The sequence below is a fragment of the Falsochrobactrum tianjinense genome, assembly GCF_019100495.1.
Classification (GTDB): domain Bacteria; phylum Pseudomonadota; class Alphaproteobacteria; order Rhizobiales; family Rhizobiaceae; genus Brucella; species Brucella tianjinense.
Genome location: NZ_JAHRVA010000001.1, coordinates 384,726 through 407,365 on the forward strand (window position 1 = coordinate 384,726; position 22,640 = coordinate 407,365).

Genomic DNA, 22,640 nt, shown 5'->3' on the forward strand with positions numbered 1-22,640 from the left:
CGTAACCTATTTGTAACGCACAGGCACGAACAGGTCTCCCCGAAGCGCCGCCAGATGATGAAGCTTGGCTTCCGCATCCATTGTCGTGGCATGCTGGATGGAAGCCTGGGGAACGGTCGTATCCCGCACTATATGCGTTGGTAGGGTTGGCACAGCGAAAGCCGCCGTCGTCAGGGCAATAGCAGCGACAAATCCGAGGCGTCGTTCGGTTCTGGCTTGCATGGGTCTCTCCTCGCACCGCAAATTGGCGGCCAAAATCAAATCGTTTTCTGCACAGCGCTTTCAGATCAATGAAAAGTCGCGCGATGGGGTGTGTTTAATGCACTGTCGATGGCGTGGATTGGTATTGGCAATAAAGTCTGTCCGAAATCGGCCAATGTATCGGCAAAATTGCGTGCAGCCTCTGCCACATCGTCGCAACGCCGCTTGCAGGCGATCGCATCAATGCATGTTTCGAGCAGCAGGCCATCCTGATTTTGCAGGCCAGAAATCAGGCCCAGCGTCAGGCACTCCTCGCGGCAGACATGGTGCGAATCAAATGGAAAGGCGCGTAGCGGGCAGCTTGCGCAATGCCACAACACCCGGATGAACTGCGAAAGCTCCGCAATGGCGCGCTTGGCTTCTGAACGTCCCAGAGCCTCCGTATAGAGGCCCCAGGCCATTTCCCACGGAATGATCGACCCGGTTTCAAAACCGGCGGTCCAGCGACGATACCCCTCAAGCACCAGCTTTTCCGGCAGGCGATCATAATAGCCTGCGCTATTGGCGCCATTGAGCTGCGATATGCGCATATTCATGCCCGTCTCCTTTTCTGGATATGGGCGAGCGCGCCGTTTTCTTGCGCATATTTCGCGAAGCGTTCCGTTTCCGCTCGCGCACTGCAATATCCGGTCGGCAAAAGACGGAGTTGCCATGGCAATCCGTCAACGGTTGCAGACCGGCTTTCACTAAGACCGACCATCGGGTCCTCCAATCGAAAGGGTTCAAGGCCCTGACATTAAAGGCTGTTCTAATTGTTCGTTGACATAAAAGCCGTAATTTGAACTGGAGTCAACAACTCATCTTTTAAAAAGCGATATAAATCAATAGATTAGAATGATTCCAGATTGTCTGGTTTAGCGCCATGTCTCCGGCGGACACATGGCGCCATATTCAGTCGCGGCTTATGTAGTTAGTGATGCGAATGATCGCTGGATTTACCTCTTTGCGCGGTCACCGGAAAGTCGATTTCGACTTTGCCCGCTTTTTCAAACTCCAGCGTGACGGGAATAGTCTCACCTTCCTTGTAAGGATGTTCGGGCTGGATGAACATCAGGTGATACCCGCCCGACTTCAGTTCGACGGTTTCCCCGGCTGGAAGCTCAAGCCCGTCGTCGAGCCTGCGCATTTTCATGACCTCGTTTTCCATGCTCATTTCATGGATTTCAACGCGCTTGACGCCGGTCGTGCTGACGCCCACCAGCCGGTCTGCGGCCTTGCCGTCATTGACGATGGTGAGATAGCCGCCGGCAACCTTCGCGCCGGGAACCATGGCACGCACCGAAGGATTGCTTATGGCCAGATCGTCGATCTTCACTGGCGCGGAAGCGTGATCGCCGTGCGTTCCATGGTCGCCATGGCCAGCATGTTCATCGCCGCCAGTGGCGACGAGCACATGAAGCTGCGGGGCGGGGTGCGCAAGTGCGTGCGGATCCTGACCGTCTTTTGCAATTTCGATCCAGGCGACGGAAGCATCCGTTCCGCAAGTCTGCGTTACCGGGAAGGAAAGGGTGGTGTCCTTGTCAAATTTCGCCAATTGTCCGACGATGACGAATTCATCGTAATAGTCGCTTGGCAAACTGCCCTCGTTCCACGTTACCTGCTTGACGCCGGAGGTTATGTCCTTGCCATGGACCTTGTAAGCCTGCGCATAATCGCCCTTGGTCGTCTCCACGCTCCAGCCTGCCTTGGGCTGCGGTTGCGCTGAGATGAAGCCTTCAGGCAATTCGACCTTTACCGCTGTTGTTGCTATGCCATTGCAGCCATGCGGGATGCGGACAACGGCTTTGTAAAAGCCGCCTGCCTTCGCTTCTCTCTGTTCCAGAGAGGAGTGAGCATTGGCTGTGCCGGCTGAAGCACACAGAGCGAAAAGCGAAATTGCGGATGCAAAGAGTTGATAGTTTTTCATTTTGGTAAACCTGAATAGTCATATGTCAGAGCGCCGCTCTGCAAGCAGCGCGTTCAAGAAAGACCTGTTCAGGCAAGAGGAGGGGCGTGCGGCGGGGCCGAAGGCGGATAGATATTGCGGCGCAGAACCGGCAGCGGCGGAACAATACTCTCCGCCATGGCGATATCGGGTGCGGCTCCGGTCGAGGAAGCGGGCAGCGGACAAAGGAATGTCGATGAAATCCGGCATGCCTCGCATCTATTATCATGCAGATGCTGCTTCTGTCCGTGATCGTGGCTGCCGGTGCTCTGATCAGTGACGCATAATACTGGATAGCTGCCATCGGGAAGCATATACTGGGCAAGCTGGAAATCGTCAGCGGGAGTGAGTTCAATCGGTTTGTGCGCAAAAGCGACGAGCACCAGCGCGAATACGCTCAATATGCGTATTGCCAGTATTGCCCGCCGGGTGAATGCGCTTTTCGTCAACTCACAGCTTCTCCTTGATGCCGCAATTTATTTAGTCCATTGCGGCTGTCTTTGCCAAGCGTCAAATCGAAGCTGGTTTTTGGAGAGGAGTCCTGCTTCTTTACCGGTAACGTCCGCCGCGCTGAATGACCTCGATTTTATAGCCGTCCGGGTCTTCGGCAAAAAAGAAACGGGCAATGGCGGTGTCGCCATTCTTGAAATCGACCAGATTGCCGACCTTGATGCCTAGCTCTTTGAAACGGGCATATTCAGCGTCGAGATCACCCACCACCACGGCGAGATGTCCGTAGCCGTCGCCAAGATTGTAAGGTTCGGTGCGGCCCTTGTTGACGGTAAGCTCCACTTCGAAGTCGGTTTCCTCATTGTGCAGGTAGATCAGCGTGAAGCTCTCGAAATCAATGCGCTCGGCGATCTTGAGACCGAAAGCCTGATTATAGAAGTTGACCGACTTCTCCTCGTCGAGAACACGTATCATCGTGTGAACGGCTTTTGCCATGATCGTCACCTTTCGCTGGAATCTTTGGCCGGATTGATTGGCCTTTTGGCTGAAACTGGATTATCCCAAGAAGGATGAACAGGGCAAGTGACACGACTTGCCGCATATGAGGTTGGATGAAATGGCAAGCGTAACGCGCGAACAGGTTCTTGAGCGGCTCAAAGCCGTCACGGGGCCGGATTTCGAGGGCGATGTCGTGTCGCTCGGTCTGGTGTCGGATATTTTCATCGCGGATGGCAAGGTTTTCTTCTCCATCACCGTTCCAGCGGCGCGCGCCGACGCACTGGAGCCAATGCGCCTTGCCGCTGAAAAAGCGGTAAAGGAAATACCGGGTGTCACAGGCGCGCTGGTTACGCTCACCGCCGAAAAGAAGGGCGGGCCCACCAGCGACGATGCCCCGCGACCGCCCCGCCCGCAATCAGTTCCGCAGCCACGACCGGCTGCGACCGCACAACACTCCCCGCAGCGCCCGGCGGCAAAGCCCGGCATTCCGGGTGTAGGCGCGATCATCGCGGTTGCATCGGGCAAGGGTGGCGTGGGCAAATCCACCACTGCGGTCAATCTGGCGCTGGGCCTGCATGCCAATGGCCTGAAGGTCGGCATTCTCGACGCTGATATTTACGGCCCGTCAATGCCGCGCCTGCTCGGCCTTTCGGGCCGTCCGGAAACGGTCGAGGGCCGTATTCTCAAGCCCATGGAAAATTATGGCGTTAAGGTCATGTCCATGGGCTTTATGGTGGATGAGGAAACGCCGATGATCTGGCGTGGCCCGATGGTCATGTCGGCACTCACGCAGATGCTGCGTGAAGTGGCATGGGGGGAGCTTGACGTGCTGGTGGTGGACATGCCTCCCGGCACGGGCGACGCGCAACTGACTATGGCGCAGCAGGTGCCACTGGCTGGCGCCGTGGTGGTTTCCACGCCGCAGGATCTGGCGCTGATCGATGCGCGCAAGGGTTTGCACATGTTCCGCAAGGTGGATGTACCGCTTTTGGGCATTGTCGAGAATATGAGCTATTTCATCGCCCCGGATACCGGATCGCGCTACGACATTTTCGGCCATGGCGGTGCACGCAGGGAAGCCGAACGCCTGAATGTACCGTTCCTTGGCGAAGTGCCGCTGCATATGGATGTGCGCGCCTATTCGGATAACGGAACACCGATCACGGTCAAGGAACCTGACAGCCCGCACGCCAAAATCTACCGCGAGATCGCGCGGAAAGTCTGGGAAAATATGAAGGGCGGCAAAGGGGCTGGAAAATCAGCCCCCACGATTGTGTTTGAGTAAGGAAGCAAGCATAAGGGAGCCAGCTAAAAAGCTCCCTTATTCCCCTGCACTTATGTAATCACCGATGGTTCCGAACGTCCGCTGCGCTTCTTGACTTCAGCGACTTCTTCCGCCGCATCGATCAGCGCTGCGAGTGTTTCTTGCGTGTCGAGATCGTGCCTGGCCTGATCCTCCTCATAGCGCTCGATATAGACGCGGATGGTCGCGCCCGATGTACCAGTGCCTGAAAGGCGCAACACCGCGCGTCCCCCGCCCTCGAAATAGATGCGGATACCCTGGTGCTCGCTCACCGAATGATCGATCGGGTCATGATAGGCGAAGTCGTCGGCCTTCTCGATTCTAAGGCCATTGACGGTCGTGCCGGGCAGGGTGGCGAGCTTGCCGCGCAGATCGGCCACCAGCGTCTTTGCAATGTCCGAATCGACCGCTTCGTAATCGTGGCGGGTATAGTAATTGCGCCCGTAGCGCGCCCAATGTTCCTCCACGATGGTCTTCACGCTTTGCTTGCGCACAGCCAGAATATTGAGCCAGAGAAGAACGGCCCACAAGCCGTCTTTCTCGCGCACATGATCTGAGCTGGTGCCGGAGCTTTCCTCGCCGCAGATTGTCACCTTGCCTGCATCGAGCAGGTTGCCGAAGAATTTCCAGCCCGTCGGCGTCTCGTAGATGTCGATGCCGAGTTTTTCCGCCACGCGGTCGGCGGCAGCACTTGTCGGCATGGAGCGCGCAATGCCTTTGATGCCGTCTTTATAGCCGGGCGCCAGGTGCGCATTGGCGGCAAGCATGGCGAGCGAATCGGAAGGGGTGACGAAAATACCGCGTCCGATGATGAGATTTCGGTCGCCATCACCATCAGATGCCGCGCCGAAATCCGGCGCTTTGTCCGACATCATCAGATCGTAAAGACCCTTGGCATAAACGAGATTGGGATCGGGATGATGGCCGCCGAAATCCGGCAAGGGTACGAAATTGATGACGCTGCCGTCTGGCGCACCGAGACGGCGCTCGAAAATTTCCTTGGCATAGGGGCCGGTGACGGCGTGCATGGCGTCGAATTTGAGGCCGAAGCCGCCTTTTATCATGGCGTGAATAGCGCCGAAATCGAACAGGCTTTCCATCAGTTCGGCATAATCCGCGACCGGATCGAATATGACGACCTCGGTTTCGCCGATTTTAGCAGTGCCGACCGTGTCGATATCGACATCGGCAGCATCCACTATTTTATACTGGTCGATCACCTTGGAGCGGGCAAAGATCGCCTCGGTGATCTTTTCGGGCGCAGGCCCGCCATTGCCGATATTGTATTTGATGCCGAAATCTTCCTTCGGCCCGCCGGGATTGTGGCTGGCTGAAAGCACCACGCTGCCAAAAGCCTTGTACTTGCGGATCATATTGGAAGCGGCGGGTGTGGAAAGAATGCCGCCCTGGCCCACCATGATGCGCCCGAAGCCATTGGCTGACGCCATCTTGATGAGCTTCTGGATGACTTCGCGATTATAGTAGCGCCCGTCGCCGCCGACCACGAGGGTCTTGCCCTCAAAACCTTCCAGAACATCGAAAACCGACTGGATGAAGTTTTCGGCATAATGAGGCTGCTGGAAGACCGGGACTTTCTTGCGCAGGCCGGACGTACCCGGCCGCTGATCTTGAAAGGGTGTGGTGGCAATTGTCTTGACGGTCATGTTTTTCCCGTTCGGTTCAATATTCTGATAGGGAGCTTTTGTCAGTCTTTGCGTAGTTTACAAGGCAAGATAGATCAAACTTGCTGTTTGGAAATGACAAATTGTGTAATGTCCCACCATGCATAAGCACCATCCCATGAAAACATGCCATCCGAAAAGACTGTCTTCGGAAAGCCTGTTTACGGAAATCCTTTTGCGGCTTGCAAAAACTGAAGGCCGACTGATCGTCGCGATTGCTGGTCCTCCCGGCGCGGGGAAATCCACCATTTCCAAGTTTTTGCGCGAGGCGATCAATAAAGGCGGTGACGGACCCTCGGTGGTGATACCAATGGATGGGTTTCATCTCGATAATGCGATTCTCGACCAAAAGGGCCTGCGCAGCCGCAAAGGCTCGCCGCTGACTTTCGATTGTGCCGGTTTTTCGATATTGCTGGAGCGGCTGAGAAATGCCTCCGAAGGTGAGGATATTGTGATTCCGGTTTTCGACCGCACGCTTGATTTGGCCCGCGCCGGTGCAGCTATCGTGCGCTCCGATCATCGGATTCTGCTAGTCGAGGGCAATTACCTGCTGCTCGATCGGGAGCCATGGAGCCGATTTGCGCCGTTTTTCGATATGACGGTATTCTTGGACGTCCCTTTTCCAGAGCTTGAGCGCCGCCTTGTCGCGCGCTGGCTCGATCATGGCCATGATGGGAATGCCGCTCGTGAGCGCGCTCTTTCCAACGATATTCCCAATGCGCAACTGGTCGCTTCCGCCTCGCGCGAGGCTGATTTCATCATTGTGCCCAATTAATGGATCATCGATAATTGCATCACCGGGGTTTACCGCAGCGCCACCCCGATAATGGAGGCAAGATGAGCACATATCTTCCCGATGACATACATAACGCTCTGGAGCGCTTTATCGATGAAAAATATCCCGGCCTGAACCAGACCGAAGCCATCATTTTTCTTTTGCGTAATTCTCTCGTGCAACAGGGCTATCTTGCAGCAGCGTCAGAACATGGTACACCGCCCGAAGATCTGAACGCCACAAACGATGATTGACCATGACTAAAACCTCTCCAGGGGACGAGGGTTCCAGGCATTTGCTTGGCCGCCGCCTTTTACTTTTGACAATACTGGCTATTTTGCTGACTGGCGCATTGGTCTGGATGAGCATTTATCTGTTCGATCCCAATGGCGGCCTGGATCTGGGCGATCTCGGAATTTTAGCCTCTGAGTTCACTATTATGGATACGATGCTGCCGCGTATTCTCTGACCAGCTGGATACTTCTGCTACGGGCAGAATATTCATTTTGGCGCCTCCCAGCTATTGGGGGCTTCCGCTGAGCGACTTTTGCATGGTACATGAAGGTTGATAATTGAGTTTATTGTCTGGAGCAGGCCGCAACGGCCTTGCCAAGCCAAGAGGGTCGCATGGCATTCGAGGACATCAAAGCGGAAATCGGGTTGCTGTTCGAGCAGATGGTGAACCAGCCGCAGGACGTTCATGAAATCCGCGAAACTATTCGCGAAAAGCTCAATCTTCTCAGGGCCAGCGGCATGCCGCTGCCGCAGGATTTGGTCGAGCTTGAAAAACGCATCGAACAAGATTTCGATTCCTGAGGGCGACTCCATCATGCCTTTTTCGTTCCTCACTGCCAGTTTTGCCCGCAAGGGTCTGCTGCTGTTAGGCTGCGCCGTAGCGCTCAGCGCCTGCAACACGACCAATGACGGCAAGGCGGTGAAAACGGCATTGATGGCACAGGCCGATACAGCTTCACAAACCCAAAGCGAGGCATCGCTTGCAGATCCGGTTCTTCCATCTGTAGTGCCTGTTCCAGGCGTGCGCGGTCAGGCGGAACCAATGCTCGCCTTTGCGGATGCGCAGGCGGAAGTTTCCCCGGTCTCGGTTGCGGCCAATGTCGCTTTCAAGACGCCCGATCACGCGCCGGATGGGCTCGACGACCTCATCAGAAAATATTCTGTTGTCTATGAAGTGCCTGAACGTCTGGTTCGCCGCGTAGTGCATCGTGAAAGCCGCTTCAATCCGGGCGCGCGTAACGGGCCTTATTGGGGCCTGATGCAGATCAGCCATCCGACGGCGCGCGGCATGGGCTATCGGGGTTCGGCGCAGGGCCTGCTTAATGCCGAGACCAATCTGAAATATGCGGTTCGCTATCTGTCTGGCGCCTACAAGGTGGCTGGCGGCGATGAAAGCCAGGCCGTTCGCTATTATGCGCGCGGTTATTATTACGACGCCAAGCGCAAGGGTATGCTGCGCGAAACCGGTCTGGACGGCAGTTTCAGAAAGAAAGCGGACACGCTGCCCGAAGGTTCCGCGGTGCCTGTTCCTGCCGCAACGCCCATCCAGGCTTCGTTTGCACCGGCTGCACAATAAGCCTTCTCCCTGAGCGATTCGTCATCTTCATGCTGCAATGCCATGGCAGAGTGCACGTATCTTTTCGGGGATGGGTGTGATGAATATGAAAATACCATACCCGGTCAAATGGAAATATGACCGGGCTGAGCTTTGGGCCGACGGGGTCATCCATGTGCTGGGCGTGACTCTGGCCGTTGCAGGCGTGGTCGCCATGCTCGTTTATGCCGTGCCGAACATGGCTCCCGCAGCCTCAATTTCATCTGGGGTCTACCTCGCCAGTCTTCTGACCGCGCTCGCTATTTCAGCCATCTATAATATCTGGCCGGTTTCGCCAACGAAATGGTTTTTGCGGCGGTTCGACCATTCGGCAATATATTTGTTGATTGCCGGAACCTATACGCCATTCGCCATCCATATGGGCGCAAGTGCGTGGCCTTTGCTGCTCTTTGTTTGGAGCGTAGCGATTGTCGGCATCATGCTGAAACTTTTCATGCCGGGGCGCTTCGACCGGCTGTCGATCCTGCTTTATCTGGCGCTCGGCTGGAGCGGCGTTATGGTCTATGACGCAATGGTACAATCACTGCCGCCGATTGTGTTCTGGCTCATTGCCGCTGGCGGAATCGTCTATTCTCTGGGTGTGATTTTCCATGTCTGGGAGCGTCTGCGATTTCAGAACGCCATCTGGCATGGTTTCGTGGTTGTCGGCGCGGCATTGCATTATTGCGCGGTGTTTTTCGTCAGTGCCGTGAACTGACATGCGCTTCTGCTGAAGAGTTTCCAAGAACAAAAACGCCCTCTGGAAAACCAGGGGGCGTTCTTCATAGTTATAGTTTTTTAAACGCGGGATTAACTGCGGTTGCGCGCCGCAAGCGTGCGCAGGCGCAGCGCGTTGAGCTTGATGAAGCCTGCCGCGTCCTTCTGGTCATACGCACCCTGATCGTCCTCAAAAGTGACGAGCTTGTCGGAGTAGAGCGACTTGGGCGATTCGCGACCGGTGACCATTACATTGCCCTTGTAGAGCTTGAGCGTGACTTCACCCTCAACATGGCGCTGGCTCAGATCAATGGCGGCTTGCAGCATTTCGCGCTCCGGCGAGAACCAGAAACCGTAATAGATCAGTTCCGCATAGCGCGGCATCAACTCATCCTTGAGGTGCGCGGCACCGCGATCCAGCGTGATCGATTCGATGGCGCGGTGCGCCGCCAGCAGGATCGTTCCGCCCGGCGTTTCATACACGCCGCGCGACTTCATGCCCACAAAACGGTTCTCAACCAGATCGAGACGGCCAATGCCATTATCGCGGCCATAATCATTGAGCCTGGCAAGCAGGGTCGCAGGCGACAGACGTTCGCCATTGATCGACACGGCGTCGCCTTTTTCAAAGCCGATCTTGATGATGGTGGCCTTGTCAGGTGCGGCTTCCGGCGAAATGGTGCGCATATGCACATATTCGGGCGCTTCAACCGCCGGATCTTCCAGCACCTTGCCTTCGGAGGACGAGTGCAGCAGATTGGCGTCAACCGAGAACGGCGCTTCACCCTTCTTGTCCTTGGCGACAGGAATCTGATGCTGTTCGGCAAATTCGAGCAGATGGGTGCGGCTCTTGAACGACCAGTCGCGCCATGGCGCGATGATCTTGATATCCGGGTTGAGCGCATAGGCCGAAAGCTCGAAACGGACCTGATCATTGCCCTTGCCGGTCGCGCCGTGCGCAATGGCGTCGGCACCGGTCTTTTCGGCGATTTCGATCAGATGCTTGGAAATCAGCGGACGGGCAATCGAGGTGCCGAGCAGATAGACGCCTTCATAAACGGCATTGGCGCGGAACATCGGAAAGACGAAATCGCGCACGAATTCCTCGCGGACATCCTCGACGAAGATTTCCTTGATACCGAGCATTTCCGCTTTTTTTCGGGCTGGCTCAAGTTCTTCGCCCTGACCGAGATCGGCGGTAAAGGTCACGACTTCCGCGCCCAGTTCCGTTTGCAGCCATTTCAGGATGATCGAGGTATCGAGGCCGCCCGAATAGGCGAGCACGACTTTTTTGACGTCTTTCAGCTTGCTCATAATCAACTTCCGTCTGATGCGATGTGGCCCGCAAGGGCCGAAGAATGGAATGTTGCAGTTCTTTTATCAGTTGGTGAAGAAGGCGCAAGCCGCATGGCAAAAGCCCGGCATTATACCGCCAATTTTATCGATAAGAATTTGATGGTGTGCCTGCGCAATTCGCGTTAGCTTGCCGCGAATTTATGGAGTCTTCGGATGTCTTTTCTGGCAAACCTCACCTTCATTCCCGAATGGACGATTTTTGTCCAGTTCGTTATCGCTACCGCCATTCTGACCATCACGCCGGGGCCAGACATGACCTTGTTTGTCGGGCGGGCGCTCTCCGAAGGCAAGGCGGCAGGTTTCGCCTGCCTTGCGGGGGCGCTTGCGGGAATCGTCATCCATACAAGCATGGTGGCGCTCGGGCTTTCTGCGCTCATCATCGCCTCGCCTGCCGCTTTCACGGTGCTCAAGACGGTGGGTGCGGTTTATCTTGTCTGGCTTGCCGTGCAGGCGATCCGCAAGGGATCGGCCTTCTCGCCGGAAAAGAACGGCGGCAGAAAACATTCGCTGTTCCAGAACTGGCTGACGGGGCTTGGCATCAATCTGTTGAACCCGAAGATCATCCTGTTCAACATGACCTTCCTGCCGCAATTTGTATCGGCTCATGATCCGCATGCGGTGGGAAAACTGTTCTTCCTCGGCCTGTCCTTCATTCCGCTGTCGCTGCCTTTCACCATTCCGATGATTCTGGCGGCTGACAGATTTGCAGGGCTTTTGAAGAAGAATCCGACTGTGACACGGATTGTCGACTGGCTGTTTGCGGGAATTTTCTCGGCTTTCGCGCTAAAGATCATCACTGCGCAAGCAAAATAATTCACTCCGCCGGGCGGTTTAGAAATCGTCCGGCATTGCGACCGGCAATCAGCCAGTAGACGAAAAGTCCGACAACACAAGAGCATATCACTACGAGGCAGCGGAAAAGATCAGAAGCGAACGGCAATTCCTTTGATGCGCCATAGCCTATCAGTAGAATCCCCATTCCGACGCCAGCAAGCATATAGAAGGTTGCATCCTTCTTTTGGGTGATTTCGCTCCAACCGACAATAAGCAGCATTGGAAAAATCGCAGTTTGACCCACCACGATAGCCGTAATCGGCGTGGCGAAGAGAACTGTGAAAAACGTGATGATACCGGGATATCCCGGATTTTGTGAGGGCAGTGAATTCAGGTCAGATGCGAAGTTAACAGCAATAAAGAATGCTGTTCCTATCCATAGCGCGACCAATGCACCGATGAGGATGCGAAATGTGCCGAACACATAGTCCCATACATCCATTACTCGGCCCCGTGTCCGGCAATCATCATGGCTTCGAGAGCAAGACGTTCACTCTTGCGCATGCGTTCCGATTCCGATTTCAGCTGGCCGCAGGCGGCAAGAATGTCGCGTCCGCGCGGCGTGCGGATCGGCGAGGCATAACCGGCGGCGTTGACGTAATCGGCGAAGCGCTCGATCTGTTCCCATTCCGAGCACTGATAGTTGCTGCCGGGCCATGGGTTGAAAGGAATGAGATTGATCTTGGCTGGAATGCCGCGTAGCAGTTTCACCAGTTGCTTGGCGTCTTCCATGCTGTCATTGATATCCTTGAGCATCACATATTCGAAGGTGATGCGTTTGGCGTTCGAAAGGCCCGGATATTCGCGGCAGGCCTTGATAAGCTGTTCTAGCGGATATTTCTTGTTGATCGGCACCAGAAGATCGCGCAATTCGTCACGCACAGCGTGAAGCGAGATGGCGAGCATCACGCCGATTTCCTCGCCGGTGCGATAAATTTCCGGCACGACGCCGGAGGTCGAAAGCGTGATGCGTCTTTTCGACAGGGAAAGTCCGTCGCCATCGGAAGCGATCAGCAGAGCTTTCTTCACTTCCTCGAAATTGTAGAGCGGCTCACCCATGCCCATCATCACAATGTTGGTGATCTTGCGGCCTTCGGCAGGCACCATGGCACCGTCGGGTGTATCCTTGTCCGGGAAATCGCCGAGCCGATCACGGGCAGTCATCAACTGCGCCAGAATTTCTTCTGAGGTGAGATTACGCACCAGCTTTTGTGTGCCGGTATGGCAGAAGGAGCAGGTGAGGGTACAGCCAACCTGTGAAGAAATGCAAAGCGTACCGCGGCCTTCTTCAGGAATATAAACGCATTCGATTTCGACCGGGCGACCCGCGCCGCGCGGCGGAAAGCGGAACAGCCATTTGCGGGTGCCATCCTGCGAGATTTGTTCTTCAACCACTTCCGGACGCGCAATGGTGAAATGCTCCGCCAGAAGGCTGCGCAGATCCTTGGAGATATTGCGCATATCGGCGAAGTCGGAAACGCCGCGTACATAAAGCCAGTGCCAGAGCTGGCTGATGCGCATCTTGACCTGCTTTTGCGTCACGCCGACCTTGATCAGCGCTTCGGCCATTTCCTCGCGCGACATGCCGATGAGCGACGGCTTCTGCTCCATATTTGCGCGCGCATGGCGGGCAAGCTGGTCGCGCGTATCATCAATGGTAAGGTCGAACGAAATGGACATCTGTTTTCAACTGTTAAGGGGCGACCACCACAAGGCGCCGGTAAAACTTCCAGATTATCTGGGCCAATTGCATGGATATGCGGGTCCGTTCATCTGCTTCGATGGACCCTGTTGCGCGCGCTCATAGCATAGAATATGGCATCCGTCATCCCGCACTATATGGCGGCAGCTATGCAGGACGGCAAGTCTCGTTGGCATAAAACAAAAAGCCGGGCTTTGGGCCCGGCTTTGATAATCATTCAGCCACCTTGGCTTATTTGCACTTCTGAATCGCAGCCAATGCGGCTGAAATGCCCTTGAGCGAATAGGTATAACTGGTCTTGGTGCCGCGCTTGGACTGTGCCTGCACCTTCATATCCGCACCGCCGCGCATGGCTGCAACAAGCTGCGGCTCTTCCGCCGCATTTTCCATCCAGCCCGACTTGCCATTGACGAACATGGTGAAGCTGTGATTGCCGACGGTGACGGTGACTTTGCTGCTCGTATTGAGATCGTAACCGGCCATGAATTGCGGCTCGAAGCTGATATTCTGCCCCGGCTTCTGGCTCACGAGGAAAAAGTTATCGCCATGATCGACATTGGTGGGGGCCTTCTCGGTCGGAACGGAGAGGACATAACAGACCTTGCCATTGCCCGATTGATAGCTATAGGCACCCCATGCGTCGAACTGTTTTATCTGGCTCGGTGTCTGGGCGAGAGCCGAGCCCGCCATTGCAATAATGAACACCGAAGCTGTGACGATCGATTTTCCAAGCATTGTTCTTACCGGTTCTCTTTCGTTTGCTTCAAACTCCAGAGCGCCAGCCACACCGGTTCTGCCGAGGTGCCCCGCGCTCTGCTTACTTGTCCTGCACATTTCCGGGCGCAAAACCGGTTTCCACTTTTGCTGGAAATGCTTTCATCGGGATATCGCCGTTCAACACGCCGCCCCGCTTAGTTGCCGATTAAAATGCCTTAATCTGGGTTACTAAACGGTGAAGTTTTGAAAGAAACTTGAATATGCAAGCCCATAACCCGCTATCCCGTATCCCTGTTCAATTAAAAGAAAGCGGCGAGAGTTTGTCATTCCCGCTCAAAGCGACGAGATAACAGGGGAATAAGGGGCATGTCTCTCCGCCGGGTAAGCTATTCCCCGGTGCTTTCTTTCAGCGCCTGGCGGGCGGCAAGACGATGCGCGGGCGTCACATGGGTCCGCAAGGCCGTGAAGGCGGCCATCAGCACCGCAACATCGTCGGTGAAGCCGATACCGACCAGCAGGTCGGGAACGACATCGAAGGGCATCACGAAATAGGCCAGCGCTGCCATCAAGGTCATGCGCACGCGCATCGGCGTTTTCTGGTCCAGCGCGCAGTAATAAGCGGCAACCACCTCATCCATGAACGGAACCTTGCGTCCGGCGCGGCGGATTGTTTGCCACAATCCGTGCTTTACCCGTTCGCTGCGCTTGTGAAAGTCGCGCTCATTGCCGGGTTCGAGGATTTCATCGATTCTGACGCTATCCATATCTGCTCAAACTCCTGTCGCGGTCCTGACCGCTTTGCTCGACAAAAATGGGGATGCGAATCGCGTTTCGCAAGTTTTGCCTTCAGGAGGCCAGCAGGTTCATCTTGCCCGCAAGCTTTATGTCGAGTTCCGTGATCCCGCTTTCGCTATGGGTCGCAAGCGTGACATCGACGCGATTATAGACATTGAACCATTCGGGATGATGGTCGAGCTTTTCCGCATAAAGGGCTGCCCGCGTCATGAAGCCGAAAGCGGCGTTGAAATCCTTGAACCTGAAGCTTTTGATGATTGCTTCGCGGCCTTCGGCTTTCTGCCAGCCTTCAAGCGAAGCGAGCGCTTCTTTCAATTCTTCTTCCGTCAGCCGGTTGCGTGCCATGGTCTTTCGCCTGTGTTGCGTACTGGCCTTAATCCGCCACGGATACAAGGGTTCCGTGAACCGGTTGAAATCCCCGATCCTTTCAGAGAGGTTTCGGGGATTTCAAGCAGTTTTATCGGATGTTTACGGCTTCTTCAAACGCCCTGGCCGACCAGTTCTGGCGCGATGCCGCCACTAAAGGCCAGGCTTCCTCAACGACATAAGGGCCGCCGCCCACCGAATCACGCGACGACATCAGCACGAAGCGGCCCACCTTGAAGGGCAGCGTAGCGAAATTGCCGCGCGAGGAGAGATAGCGTGCCACATCGTCAACGCGAGGATTTTTAAGCCGTGCGAGGGTCACATGGGGTGTGAACTTGCGCGGATCGGCGGGAAGCCCCAGACGCTGGCAGATGCGCTCGATCTCCGCCTGCAATGCATTGAGATCGGGCGAGGGGGATATACCAGCATAGATGCTATGCGGCTTTTTGGAGCCGAAAGCGTCAACGCCGGTGAGATTGAGCATGAATTCGGGCCGCCTTATCCGGTCGAGTGCATCGGCGATCTCGTCGGCCACATGTCCTTCCACATCTCCTATGAAGCGCAGGGTTAAATGATAGTTTTCAACATCAATCCAGCGTGCGCCGGGAAGACCGCCTCGTAACAACGAGAGCGAAAGCGCGGCGTCGCGCGGGATTTCGAGGGCAGTGAAAAGACGCGGCATAAGCATCCTCCTCGAATCATTTTAACGCCTCTTAGCGAATCATCGATTGGTGTCGGGGGCAAGCTGATAATGTCCCCGAGCGGTTTCAGCCTCCCGATGTCCCCTTGTTTTGCACCTGTTTCAGGCTTTTCTCGATTGTGGGCATGAAATTGGACACAATCGTTTCGACGCCTTTTTCGTTGGGATGCATTCCGTCTTCAAGCAGAAGCCCCTTGTGCGTGGCGACGCCCTCAAGAAAAAACGGATAGAATGGCACCCCATGTTTTTGTGCGAGTTCCGGATAGACCGGATTGAACCTGTTGGCATAATCCTGACCCATATTGGGCGGGGCCAGCATCCCGGCAAGAATGACGGCAATGCCGCGCTCCTTCAGCCGCGCCAGCATAGTGTCGAGGTTCTTTTCAGTAATATCGGGTGAAATGCCGCGCAGCGCATCATTGGCGCCCAGTTCGAGAATCACGAGATCGGTGCCATCAGGGATCGACCAGTCGAGGCGCGACAGCCCGCCAGTCGTCGTGTCGCCGGAAACGCCGGCATTCTCGACACTGACCTCGTACCCCTTATCGTTGAGCGCTTTTTCAAGCTGTTGCGGAAAGGCAGCATTGGCGGGCAGAAGATAGCCGGCCATGAGACTGTCGCCAAAGCCGACGATCTTCATCTGCGAGAGCTGCTCGGTGGGCAGCGCGTCTTCAAGTCCCGTCGGATCTTCCGCCCGCGCACCTGCGGCCGCAACAAAAAGCACGAATAAGGACAGGCTAAGCAGGTGCAGCAAGGTCGGTTTGGGAGTTGAGAGTTTGAAACGCATCTTCGATAACCCATATTTGAGGAACTGCGGGCAAACCGCTCAGCAACTTCTGTGCGATAATCGACGCAAAACAAGTCCAAATTTGTGGCGTGCTCTGATTCTAAATATTCATATAGGAAGAAAAACGCGTGACGGAACACAGGCTCGCCCCGATTATTTCTCTTGAGAATGTCGATCTGACGCTGGGGCACGCAGCCTCCTCGGTCCATGTGCTCAGGGACATATCCCTCAATATCGAGCAAGGCCAGTCGGTTGGCGTGGTTGGGCCTTCCGGTTCCGGCAAGTCCACGCTCCTGATGGTGCTGGCGGGTCTGGAGCATGTCGATAACGGCATTGTGAAGATTGCCGGCGAGACGATCAGCGCGATGAGCGAAGATCAGGCCGCTGCTTTTCGCGGTGCGAATATCGGGATCGTGTTTCAGTCCTTCCATCTCATTCCCAATATGACGGCGCTGGAAAATGTGGCAGTTCCACTGGAACTTGCCGGGCGCAGGGATGCATTTGACGCGGCAGAACGCGAATTGCGCGCGGTGGGCCTTGGCGAACGCCTGACGCATTATCCTTCCGAGCTTTCGGGCGGCGAGCAGCAGCGTGTGGCGATTGCGCGCGCAATAGCGCCTTCGCCCAAAATTCTGATTGCCGATGAACCCACCGGCAATCTCGATACGGTAACGGGCGGCCAGATCGCCGATCTTCTCTTCGCCAAGCAGCGCGAGAACGGCCTGACCATGGTGCTCGTCACCCACGATCCCTCGCTCGCGGCGCGTTGTGACCGCGAAATTCCGGTGCGCTCGGGCCGGATTGAAGAAACGGATCAGACCGGCGCTGCCATCAAGAAACTGGCGGCAGGCGCATGAGTCCGATGCGATCTTTTGCTCTCGCCCTGCGTTTTGCCTTGCGTGAAATGCGCGGCGGCCTGTCCGGCTTCTATATTTTTCTTGCCTGTATCGCGCTGGGGGTGGCCGCCATTGGCGGCGTCAATTCGGTAGCAAACTCGGTCAGCAACGGCATCACATCGGAAGGCCAGGCCATTCTGGGCGGCGATGTCAGTTTCGCGCTCAACCAGCGTGAAGCGACCAGTGACGAACGCGCTTTCATCGAAAGTCTGGGCCGCGTAGCGCAAAGCGCCACCATGCGCTCCATGGCGCGCCTGCCCGATGGCTCCGACCAGTCGCTGGTCGAGGTGAAGGCGGTCGATGCGGCCTACCCGCTCTATGGTGAATTGAAAGTCGGGCCGCAGCAGACGCTTGCCGATATGACCGGCGAAAAGGATGGCGTCTATGGCGCTGCCGTTTCACAGGATTTTCTCAACCGCATGGGGCTTTCGCTCGGCGCGAAAATATTGCTCGGTTCGGAAACTTATGAACTGCGCGCATTGATCGAAAGCGAGCCGGATCTCCTGTCGTCGGGCTTTAATTTCGCGCCGCGTTTTCTGGTTTCTCTGGACGGATTGCGCGCGTCCGGCCTGATCCAGCCGGGAAGCCTTGTCGACCATATCTATAAAGTCGCCCTGCCCGATAATGCGCCCGACTCCGCCATAGCCCAGGTGCGGCGGCGGGCGACAGCCGACTTTCCCGATGCGGGCTGGAACATCCGCTCGCGTGCCAATGCCGCACCGGCCTTGAGTGCCAATATCGAGCGTTTTTCGCAATTCCTGACCCTGGTGGGATTGACGGCGTTGATCGTTGGCGGCGTCGGCGTCGGCAATGCGGTGCGAGCCTATCTCGACGGCAAGCGCGGCGTGATTGCGACCTTCAAATCGCTTGGCGCGCCAGCGGGTTTCGCGGTGCTGGTTTACCTCACGCAGATCATGGTCATCGGCGTCATCGGCATCGCCATAGGTCTCGTGCTGGCGGCGATCATGCCTTATGCTGCTGCCATTGCGCTCGCCAATTATCTGCCGGTGGTCGATGGCGGCGGCTTCTTTCCCGGCGCGCTGGTGCTGGCTGCAGTTTTCGGCCTTGTCACGACGCTCGCCTTTGCCATCATCCCGCTTGGCCGGGCGCGCAATATTCCGGCGACCGCGCTTTTCCGCGAGCAGGGTTTTGAACAGCGCGGCCTGCCGCCCTTCCTCTATCTCGGCCTTGCCATCCTCCTGATTGCCGCACTCGCCGGGCTTGCGCTTTACGTCGCCTATGACCGGCGTACCGCTGCGATCTTCATCGTCGCGGCCATCGCCGCTTTTGGCGTGCTGCGGCTGGTGGCCGATGGCATAGGCTGGCTTGCCCGCCGTGCGCCGCGTGTGCGTTCGACACCACTCAGGCTTGCCATCGGCAATATTCACCGTCCGGGCGCACTCACGCCTTCAGTGGTTCTCTCGCTCGGTCTCGGCCTGACGCTGATGGTGGCGCTGGCGCTGATCGATGGCAATCTGCGCCGCCAGGTGACGCAGAATATTCCCGCACAAGCGCCGGATTTCTTCTTTGTCGATATCCAGAGTAACGATATTGGCGATTTCACCAAGCTGGTCAGCGGCATCGTGCCCGATGGCAAGCTTACTTCCGGCCCGATGCTGCGCGGACGCATCGTGGCCTTCAATGACCAGAATGTGCGCGAAATGACCATCCCGCCGGAAGCAGCATGGGTTCTGCGCGGCGATCGCGGCATTACCTTCGCGCAAGATGTGCCGGAAAACTCGACCCTGACCGAGGGTGCGTGGTGGCCTGCCGATTATAGCGGCGAGCCACTGGTGTCCTTTTCCGAGCGCGAGGGCAAGGAACTGGGATTGAAGCTCGGCGACCGGGTGACGGTCAACGTGCTTGGGCGTAATATTACCGCGAAAATTGCGAGCTTCCGGCAGGTGCAATGGGAAACGCTGGCGATGAATTTCGTGATGGTCTTCTCGCCCAGCAGTTTTGCCGGTGCGCCCGCTACATGGCTTGCGACGCTGACCATTCCCGATGGCCAGAAGAACCTCGCGCCTGATGTGCTGCGGCAGGTGACGAAAACATGGCCCGCCGTGACGACGGTGAGCGTCACCGATGCGCTGGACGTGGCCAATGATCTCATCAGCCAGCTTGCGACCGCCATTCGCGCGGCGGCGGCAATTGCGCTCGCCGCTTCCGTTCTGGTGCTTGGGGGGGCGCTGGCGGCGGGCAATCGCGCCCGTGTTCACGACGCAGTGGTGCTCAAGACGCTTGGCGCCACGCGCCGCACACTGATCACCGCTTATGTAGCCGAATACATGCTGCTTGGGCTTGCGACGGCGGTCTTCGCGCTTATCGCTGGCGGGGTTGCAGGCTGGTATGTCGTGGCGGAAATCATGAAGCTCAAGGCGCAGTTCCTGCCTGATGTGGCATTGATGACCATCGTGGTTGCGTTGCTGCTCACTGTCGGGTTCGGTCTGGCCGGAACATGGCGGGTATTGGGGCAAAAACCGGCAGCCGTGCTGCGCACTGTATGAAACATTTGTAATGACGTGGCAGCGAAAAGGTTAACCCATTGGAACGCATGGGGAATGCGTTTGTGTTTTCAAGCTTTTGCGTCACGATTTTTTACAGGTAGTACTTGTACGAATGAACTGAAACCCCCATAATACCCACAGGCATGCTGGGGTCCCGCCAGCGGCGCCTGGTGGCGGCTTGAAGCGTATCTTGAAAGTCCGAAGGTTTTCGGATCAGGTGCGCCGGAACCAAGAAGAAAGCGCCCCGACACCGGACGGGACAACGCAAGAGGATTTAAGTCATGGCTGACTATCGAAACATTCAGGCGCAGAGGCCCGTAGACGGTACTCGTGTTGGTGCCGACATCGATCAGGATCTGCGCAGCTATATGCTGGGCGTCTACAATATGATGGCTATCGGTTTGGCCGTTACCGGCCTTGCCGCCTTCGCCATTGCTGCTCTCGCAACGACCACGGACCCATCCGCTGCCGTTGCCCAGCTTCCTAACGGCAAAATGATTACCGCGCTTGGCGCTGCACTTTACACGTCTCCGCTTCGCTGGGTCGTCATGCTCGCGCCGCTGGCAGCAGTATTCTTCCTGAGCTTCCGTATTGAGCGCCTTTCGGTTTCCACCGCCAATGCGGTCTTCTGGGGCTATGCCGCACTCGTCGGTCTGTCGCTGTCATCGGTCTTCCTCGTCTTCACGGGGCAGAGCATCGTGCGCACCTTCTTTGTGACGGCTGCTTCCTTCGGCGCGCTGTCGCTCTATGGTTATACGACCAAGCGCGACCTCTCCGCCATGGGTTCGTTCCTGATGATGGGTCTGTTTGGCCTGATCATCGCCTCGGTCGTCAATATCTTCCTCGGCTCCACCGCATTGCAGTTCGCAATCTCGGTGATGGGTGTTCTGATCTTTGCAGGTCTGACCGCCTATGACACGCAGTCGATCAAGGAAATGTATTACGAAGGCGACGCTTCGGATACGCAGGGCCGTAAGGTCGTGATGGGCGCGCTGCGTCTCTATCTCGACTTCATCAACATGTTCATGTTCCTGCTTCAGTTCATGGGTAACCGCGAATAAACGGCGAGAACACGGATTGAATGAAGGGCAGCGTTTTCGCTGCCCTTTTTGCTTTCAAGCGGATGCTTCCTGATGCATGTTGTGATCCTTCTCAATAACATTCCCGGTTTCTCATGCCTGTCATACGTGATTACCATTCCGCCGATATCGATGCCATTACCGCAATCTATTCCGAAGCCGTGCTGAATGGCGCAGGCTCCTACGAGATCGAGCCGCCTACGCTGGAAGAAATGAAACGCCGGTTCGATGATTTCGTCAGACAGGGGTTTCCGCTTCTGGTCGCCGAGGAGGACGGCAAGGTGCTGGGTTATGCTTATGCAAGCCATTTTCGCGCCCGACCTGCTTATAACTGGCTTGCAGAAGATTCGGTCTATGTCGCCCCGGAGGCGAAAGGCAAAGGCGTGGGCAAGCGCCTGTTGCGCGAACTGATTGCCCGCGTTACGGCGCTGGGCTTCCGGCAGTTTCTCGCGGTTATCGGCGATGGCGAGAGAAATATCGGCTCCGTGAAATTACATGAGAGCCTGGGCTTCATCCATTGCGGAAACATAAAAGGGTCGGGCTACAAGCATGGCCGCTGGGTCGATACCGTGCTGATGCAACTGCCGCTCAATGGCGGCAGTTCGAGCGATCCTGACAGAGCGCCCCTGTCAGGGGCTATCTGATCCGTTGAAAAGCTGCCAATAGCGCGGACGAAAGGCGATCCGGGTTTTTTCCGAGGCGGGATGCTCGGCCGGGATTTCGATTTCTATGCGGTCGCGCGCGCCGCCGATTTCCAGTTCCACCCGTCTTTTGCCGCCCGAACGACGGCTGGCCACGACCGTTCCTGCAATGCAGCCGCCGCAGCCGTCAAGCAGCTCCACATCGTGCGGGCGAAAGTAAAGCTGCGCTTCGCCATCGGGCTCATTTTCCGCTCTCAATCCGACATTGCGGTCGGCGAGCCATATCTCGCCACTTTCGACGCGGACGGACAGGGTGCTCGATTCCCCGATAAAGCCATAGACGAAGGGCGAGTTGGGCTTGTCGTAAACCTCGTCCGGCGTGCCGATCTGCTCGATACGGCCCTGGCTCATGACGACCACGCGGTCAGCCAGTTCAAGCGCTTCGTCCTGATCATGCGTGACGAAAACTGTCGTATGGCCGGTCTTGTCGTGAATTTCCCGCAGCCAGCGGCGCAATTCCTTGCGCACCTGCGCATCCAGCGCGCCGAAAGGCTCATCCAGCAGCAGGACCCTGGGTTCGATGGCCATGGCGCGGGCCAGCGCCACGCGCTGGCGCTGGCCGCCCGACAATTGCGACGGATAGCGGTTCTCCAGCCCCTTCATCTGCACCAGCTCAAGCAGCTCCAGCGCGCGGCGGCGGATCTCGGCAGCGGCAGGACGGCTCCTGCCCGGACGCACCTTGAGGCCGAAGCCGATATTGTCGGCAACCGTCATGTGGCGAAACAGGGCATAATGCTGAAACACGAAGCCGACATTACGCTCCTGCACGCTTTTTTGCGAAGCGTCCTCATCGCCAAAATAAATCGCGCCTTCCGTGGGTGTTTCCAGCCCCGCTATAAGCCGCAGCAATGTCGTTTTGCCCGACCCCGAGGGGCCGAGAAGCGCGATCAGTTCGCTTGAGCGAATATCCAGCGACACATTATGCAATGCCGGAAAGCGAGCAAACTCCTTGCGCACACCAGCGACCTTGACTTCCATTCC

The 22,640-nt window shown here is 56.6% G+C and carries 27 protein-coding genes; 12 read left to right on the top strand and 15 right to left on the bottom strand.

Features of this window, described 5'->3' with window-relative positions; translation table 11 throughout:
* Positions 1–6: 6 nt before the first annotated feature.
* The 5 genes from KUG47_RS01805 to KUG47_RS01825 all read right to left on the bottom strand — a co-directional run bounded on the left by KUG47_RS01805 (position 7) and on the right by KUG47_RS01825 (position 3,130).
* Positions 7–222 carry a hypothetical protein gene (locus KUG47_RS01805; RefSeq protein WP_217676997.1) on the bottom strand — a complete coding sequence of 72 codons (216 nt, stop codon included), beginning with the start codon at positions 220–222 and terminating at the stop codon, positions 7–9.
* Between the two features lie 65 nt (positions 223–287).
* Positions 288–797, bottom strand: coding sequence for a hypothetical protein (locus KUG47_RS01810; RefSeq protein WP_217676245.1), 510 nt, complete (start codon positions 795–797; stop codon positions 288–290).
* 374 nt (positions 798–1,171) lie between these two features.
* Positions 1,172–2,167, bottom strand: coding sequence for a DUF1775 domain-containing protein (locus KUG47_RS01815; RefSeq protein WP_217676246.1), 996 nt, complete (start codon positions 2,165–2,167; stop codon positions 1,172–1,174).
* Positions 2,168–2,235: 68 nt separating this feature from the next.
* Entirely contained in the window at positions 2,236–2,634 is a 399-nt protein-coding gene (locus KUG47_RS01820; RefSeq protein WP_217676247.1) for a hypothetical protein, read from the bottom strand.
* A 100-nt stretch (positions 2,635–2,734) separates the two neighbouring features.
* Positions 2,735–3,130, bottom strand: coding sequence for a VOC family protein (locus tag KUG47_RS01825; protein WP_217676248.1), 396 nt, complete (start codon positions 3,128–3,130; stop codon positions 2,735–2,737).
* Positions 3,131–3,251: 121 nt separating this feature from the next.
* On the opposite strand from KUG47_RS01825, the gene KUG47_RS01830 reads away from it, so the two are divergent.
* Positions 3,252–4,418 carry an Mrp/NBP35 family ATP-binding protein gene (locus KUG47_RS01830; RefSeq protein ID WP_217676249.1) on the top strand — a complete coding sequence of 389 codons (1,167 nt, stop codon included), beginning with the start codon at positions 3,252–3,254 and terminating at the stop codon, positions 4,416–4,418.
* Positions 4,419–4,468: 50 nt separating this feature from the next.
* Here the strand turns inward: KUG47_RS01830 and KUG47_RS01835 are convergent, their stop codons facing one another.
* Positions 4,469–6,100: an alpha-D-glucose phosphate-specific phosphoglucomutase gene (locus KUG47_RS01835; protein WP_217676250.1), complete on the bottom strand. Its 1,632-nt coding sequence runs from the start codon at positions 6,098–6,100 to the stop codon at positions 4,469–4,471.
* A gap of 136 nt (positions 6,101–6,236) precedes the next feature.
* Between KUG47_RS01835 and KUG47_RS01840 the strand changes: the two genes are divergently transcribed.
* The 6 genes from KUG47_RS01840 to trhA all read left to right on the top strand — a co-directional run bounded on the left by KUG47_RS01840 (position 6,237) and on the right by trhA (position 9,220).
* Entirely contained in the window at positions 6,237–6,893 is a 657-nt protein-coding gene (locus tag KUG47_RS01840) for a nucleoside/nucleotide kinase family protein (protein WP_217676251.1), read from the top strand.
* 62 nt (positions 6,894–6,955) lie between these two features.
* Positions 6,956–7,147, top strand: a complete 192-nt coding sequence (locus tag KUG47_RS01845; RefSeq protein ID WP_217676252.1) for a hypothetical protein — start codon at positions 6,956–6,958, stop codon at positions 7,145–7,147.
* A 2-nt stretch (positions 7,148–7,149) separates the two neighbouring features.
* Entirely contained in the window at positions 7,150–7,362 is a 213-nt protein-coding gene (locus KUG47_RS01850) for a hypothetical protein (RefSeq protein WP_217676253.1), read from the top strand.
* Between the two features lie 158 nt (positions 7,363–7,520).
* A complete protein-coding gene (locus KUG47_RS01855; RefSeq protein WP_217676254.1) occupies positions 7,521–7,709 on the top strand; it encodes a hypothetical protein in 189 nt (62 codons plus the stop codon).
* A 13-nt stretch (positions 7,710–7,722) separates the two neighbouring features.
* A complete protein-coding gene (locus KUG47_RS01860; protein WP_217676255.1) occupies positions 7,723–8,484 on the top strand; it encodes a lytic transglycosylase domain-containing protein in 762 nt (253 codons plus the stop codon).
* Positions 8,485–8,563: 79 nt separating this feature from the next.
* Complete coding sequence (gene trhA, locus KUG47_RS01865; RefSeq protein WP_217676256.1) at positions 8,564–9,220, top strand: PAQR family membrane homeostasis protein TrhA; 657 nt, start codon at positions 8,564–8,566, stop codon at positions 9,218–9,220.
* A 92-nt stretch (positions 9,221–9,312) separates the two neighbouring features.
* On the opposite strand, the gene KUG47_RS01870 is transcribed toward trhA, so the two are convergent.
* Entirely contained in the window at positions 9,313–10,533 is a 1,221-nt protein-coding gene (locus tag KUG47_RS01870; RefSeq protein WP_217676257.1) for an argininosuccinate synthase, read from the bottom strand.
* Positions 10,534–10,728: 195 nt separating this feature from the next.
* On the opposite strand from KUG47_RS01870, the gene KUG47_RS01875 reads away from it, so the two are divergent.
* Positions 10,729–11,388 (top strand): LysE family translocator, encoded by a 660-nt coding sequence (locus KUG47_RS01875; RefSeq protein ID WP_217676258.1) that lies wholly within the window; start codon positions 10,729–10,731, stop codon positions 11,386–11,388.
* Between the two features lies 1 nt (position 11,389).
* On the opposite strand, the gene KUG47_RS01880 is transcribed toward KUG47_RS01875, so the two are convergent.
* The 7 genes from KUG47_RS01880 to KUG47_RS01910 form a co-directional block, all read right to left on the bottom strand.
* Positions 11,390–11,851 carry a hypothetical protein gene (locus tag KUG47_RS01880; protein ID WP_217676259.1) on the bottom strand — a complete coding sequence of 154 codons (462 nt, stop codon included), beginning with the start codon at positions 11,849–11,851 and terminating at the stop codon, positions 11,390–11,392.
* The gene (rlmN, locus tag KUG47_RS01885) at positions 11,851–13,089 is read right to left on the bottom strand and encodes a dual-specificity RNA methyltransferase RlmN (RefSeq protein WP_217676260.1); all 1,239 of its coding nucleotides are present in this window, start codon (positions 13,087–13,089) and stop codon (positions 11,851–11,853) included. The genes KUG47_RS01880 and rlmN overlap by 1 nt, the downstream gene beginning before the upstream one ends.
* Positions 13,090–13,342: 253 nt before the next feature.
* Positions 13,343–13,846 (bottom strand): invasion associated locus B family protein, encoded by a 504-nt coding sequence (locus tag KUG47_RS01890; protein ID WP_217676261.1) that lies wholly within the window; start codon positions 13,844–13,846, stop codon positions 13,343–13,345.
* Between the two features lie 368 nt (positions 13,847–14,214).
* Positions 14,215–14,592, bottom strand: a complete 378-nt coding sequence (locus KUG47_RS01895; protein ID WP_217676262.1) for a YkvA family protein — start codon at positions 14,590–14,592, stop codon at positions 14,215–14,217.
* Positions 14,593–14,674: 82 nt separating this feature from the next.
* Complete coding sequence (locus KUG47_RS01900) at positions 14,675–15,001, bottom strand: 4a-hydroxytetrahydrobiopterin dehydratase (protein ID WP_340162782.1); 327 nt, start codon at positions 14,999–15,001, stop codon at positions 14,675–14,677.
* Positions 15,002–15,080: 79 nt separating this feature from the next.
* A complete protein-coding gene (thpR, locus tag KUG47_RS01905) occupies positions 15,081–15,671 on the bottom strand; it encodes an RNA 2',3'-cyclic phosphodiesterase (protein WP_217676264.1) in 591 nt (196 codons plus the stop codon).
* Between the two features lie 85 nt (positions 15,672–15,756).
* Positions 15,757–16,476 carry an arylesterase gene (locus KUG47_RS01910; protein ID WP_217676265.1) on the bottom strand — a complete coding sequence of 240 codons (720 nt, stop codon included), beginning with the start codon at positions 16,474–16,476 and terminating at the stop codon, positions 15,757–15,759.
* 128 nt (positions 16,477–16,604) lie between these two features.
* On the opposite strand from KUG47_RS01910, the gene KUG47_RS01915 reads away from it, so the two are divergent.
* The 4 genes from KUG47_RS01915 (at position 16,605) to KUG47_RS01930 (ending at position 21,602) form a co-directional block, all read left to right on the top strand.
* The gene (locus KUG47_RS01915) at positions 16,605–17,333 is read left to right on the top strand and encodes an ABC transporter ATP-binding protein (protein WP_217676266.1); all 729 of its coding nucleotides are present in this window, start codon (positions 16,605–16,607) and stop codon (positions 17,331–17,333) included.
* Complete coding sequence (locus KUG47_RS01920) at positions 17,330–19,879, top strand: ABC transporter permease (protein ID WP_217676267.1); 2,550 nt, start codon at positions 17,330–17,332, stop codon at positions 19,877–19,879. The genes KUG47_RS01915 and KUG47_RS01920 overlap by 4 nt, the downstream gene beginning before the upstream one ends.
* Before the next feature lie 281 nt (positions 19,880–20,160).
* Complete coding sequence (locus KUG47_RS01925; RefSeq protein ID WP_217676268.1) at positions 20,161–20,940, top strand: Bax inhibitor-1/YccA family protein; 780 nt, start codon at positions 20,161–20,163, stop codon at positions 20,938–20,940.
* Between the two features lie 113 nt (positions 20,941–21,053).
* Positions 21,054–21,602, top strand: a complete 549-nt coding sequence (locus KUG47_RS01930; protein ID WP_217676269.1) for a GNAT family N-acetyltransferase — start codon at positions 21,054–21,056, stop codon at positions 21,600–21,602.
* On the opposite strand, the gene KUG47_RS01935 is transcribed toward KUG47_RS01930, so the two are convergent.
* Complete coding sequence (locus tag KUG47_RS01935) at positions 21,588–22,637, bottom strand: sulfate/molybdate ABC transporter ATP-binding protein (protein WP_217676270.1); 1,050 nt, start codon at positions 22,635–22,637, stop codon at positions 21,588–21,590. The two genes, KUG47_RS01930 and KUG47_RS01935, sit on opposite strands and share 15 nt — an antisense overlap.
* Between the last annotated feature and the right edge of the window lie 3 nt (positions 22,638–22,640).

Bases quoted from the DNA above. Each gene is read 5' to 3' on its own strand.
- KUG47_RS01880 (WP_217676259.1), bottom strand. From the start codon at position 11,851: ATGGATGTATGGGACTATGTGTTCGGCACATTTCGCATCCTCATCGGT.
- KUG47_RS01830 (WP_217676249.1), top strand. From the start codon at position 3,252: ATGGCAAGCGTAACGCGCGAACAGGTTCTTGAGCGGCTCAAAGCCGTC.
- KUG47_RS01895 (WP_217676262.1), bottom strand. From the start codon at position 14,592: ATGGATAGCGTCAGAATCGATGAAATCCTCGAACCCGGCAATGAGCGC.
- KUG47_RS01825 (WP_217676248.1), bottom strand. From the start codon at position 3,130: ATGGCAAAAGCCGTTCACACGATGATACGTGTTCTCGACGAGGAGAAG.
- KUG47_RS01875 (WP_217676258.1), top strand. From the start codon at position 10,729: ATGTCTTTTCTGGCAAACCTCACCTTCATTCCCGAATGGACGATTTTT.
- KUG47_RS01925 (WP_217676268.1), top strand. From the start codon at position 20,161: ATGGCTGACTATCGAAACATTCAGGCGCAGAGGCCCGTAGACGGTACT.
- KUG47_RS01860 (WP_217676255.1), top strand. From the start codon at position 7,723: ATGCCTTTTTCGTTCCTCACTGCCAGTTTTGCCCGCAAGGGTCTGCTG.
- KUG47_RS01935 (WP_217676270.1), bottom strand. From the start codon at position 22,637: ATGGAAGTCAAGGTCGCTGGTGTGCGCAAGGAGTTTGCTCGCTTTCCG.
- KUG47_RS01930 (WP_217676269.1), top strand. From the start codon at position 21,054: ATGCCTGTCATACGTGATTACCATTCCGCCGATATCGATGCCATTACC.
- KUG47_RS01870 (WP_217676257.1), bottom strand. From the start codon at position 10,533: ATGAGCAAGCTGAAAGACGTCAAAAAAGTCGTGCTCGCCTATTCGGGC.
- KUG47_RS01890 (WP_217676261.1), bottom strand. From the start codon at position 13,846: ATGCTTGGAAAATCGATCGTCACAGCTTCGGTGTTCATTATTGCAATG.
- KUG47_RS01845 (WP_217676252.1), top strand. From the start codon at position 6,956: ATGAGCACATATCTTCCCGATGACATACATAACGCTCTGGAGCGCTTT.
- KUG47_RS01805 (WP_217676997.1), bottom strand. From the start codon at position 222: ATGCAAGCCAGAACCGAACGACGCCTCGGATTTGTCGCTGCTATTGCC.
- KUG47_RS01910 (WP_217676265.1), bottom strand. From the start codon at position 16,476: ATGCGTTTCAAACTCTCAACTCCCAAACCGACCTTGCTGCACCTGCTT.
- KUG47_RS01855 (WP_217676254.1), top strand. From the start codon at position 7,521: ATGGCATTCGAGGACATCAAAGCGGAAATCGGGTTGCTGTTCGAGCAG.
- KUG47_RS01835 (WP_217676250.1), bottom strand. From the start codon at position 6,100: ATGACCGTCAAGACAATTGCCACCACACCCTTTCAAGATCAGCGGCCG.
- rlmN (WP_217676260.1), bottom strand. From the start codon at position 13,089: ATGTCCATTTCGTTCGACCTTACCATTGATGATACGCGCGACCAGCTT.
- KUG47_RS01815 (WP_217676246.1), bottom strand. From the start codon at position 2,167: ATGAAAAACTATCAACTCTTTGCATCCGCAATTTCGCTTTTCGCTCTG.
- trhA (WP_217676256.1), top strand. From the start codon at position 8,564: ATGAATATGAAAATACCATACCCGGTCAAATGGAAATATGACCGGGCT.
- KUG47_RS01850 (WP_217676253.1), top strand. From the start codon at position 7,150: ATGACTAAAACCTCTCCAGGGGACGAGGGTTCCAGGCATTTGCTTGGC.
- KUG47_RS01810 (WP_217676245.1), bottom strand. From the start codon at position 797: ATGAATATGCGCATATCGCAGCTCAATGGCGCCAATAGCGCAGGCTAT.
- KUG47_RS01920 (WP_217676267.1), top strand. From the start codon at position 17,330: ATGAGTCCGATGCGATCTTTTGCTCTCGCCCTGCGTTTTGCCTTGCGT.
- thpR (WP_217676264.1), bottom strand. From the start codon at position 15,671: ATGCCGCGTCTTTTCACTGCCCTCGAAATCCCGCGCGACGCCGCGCTT.
- KUG47_RS01840 (WP_217676251.1), top strand. From the start codon at position 6,237: ATGAAAACATGCCATCCGAAAAGACTGTCTTCGGAAAGCCTGTTTACG.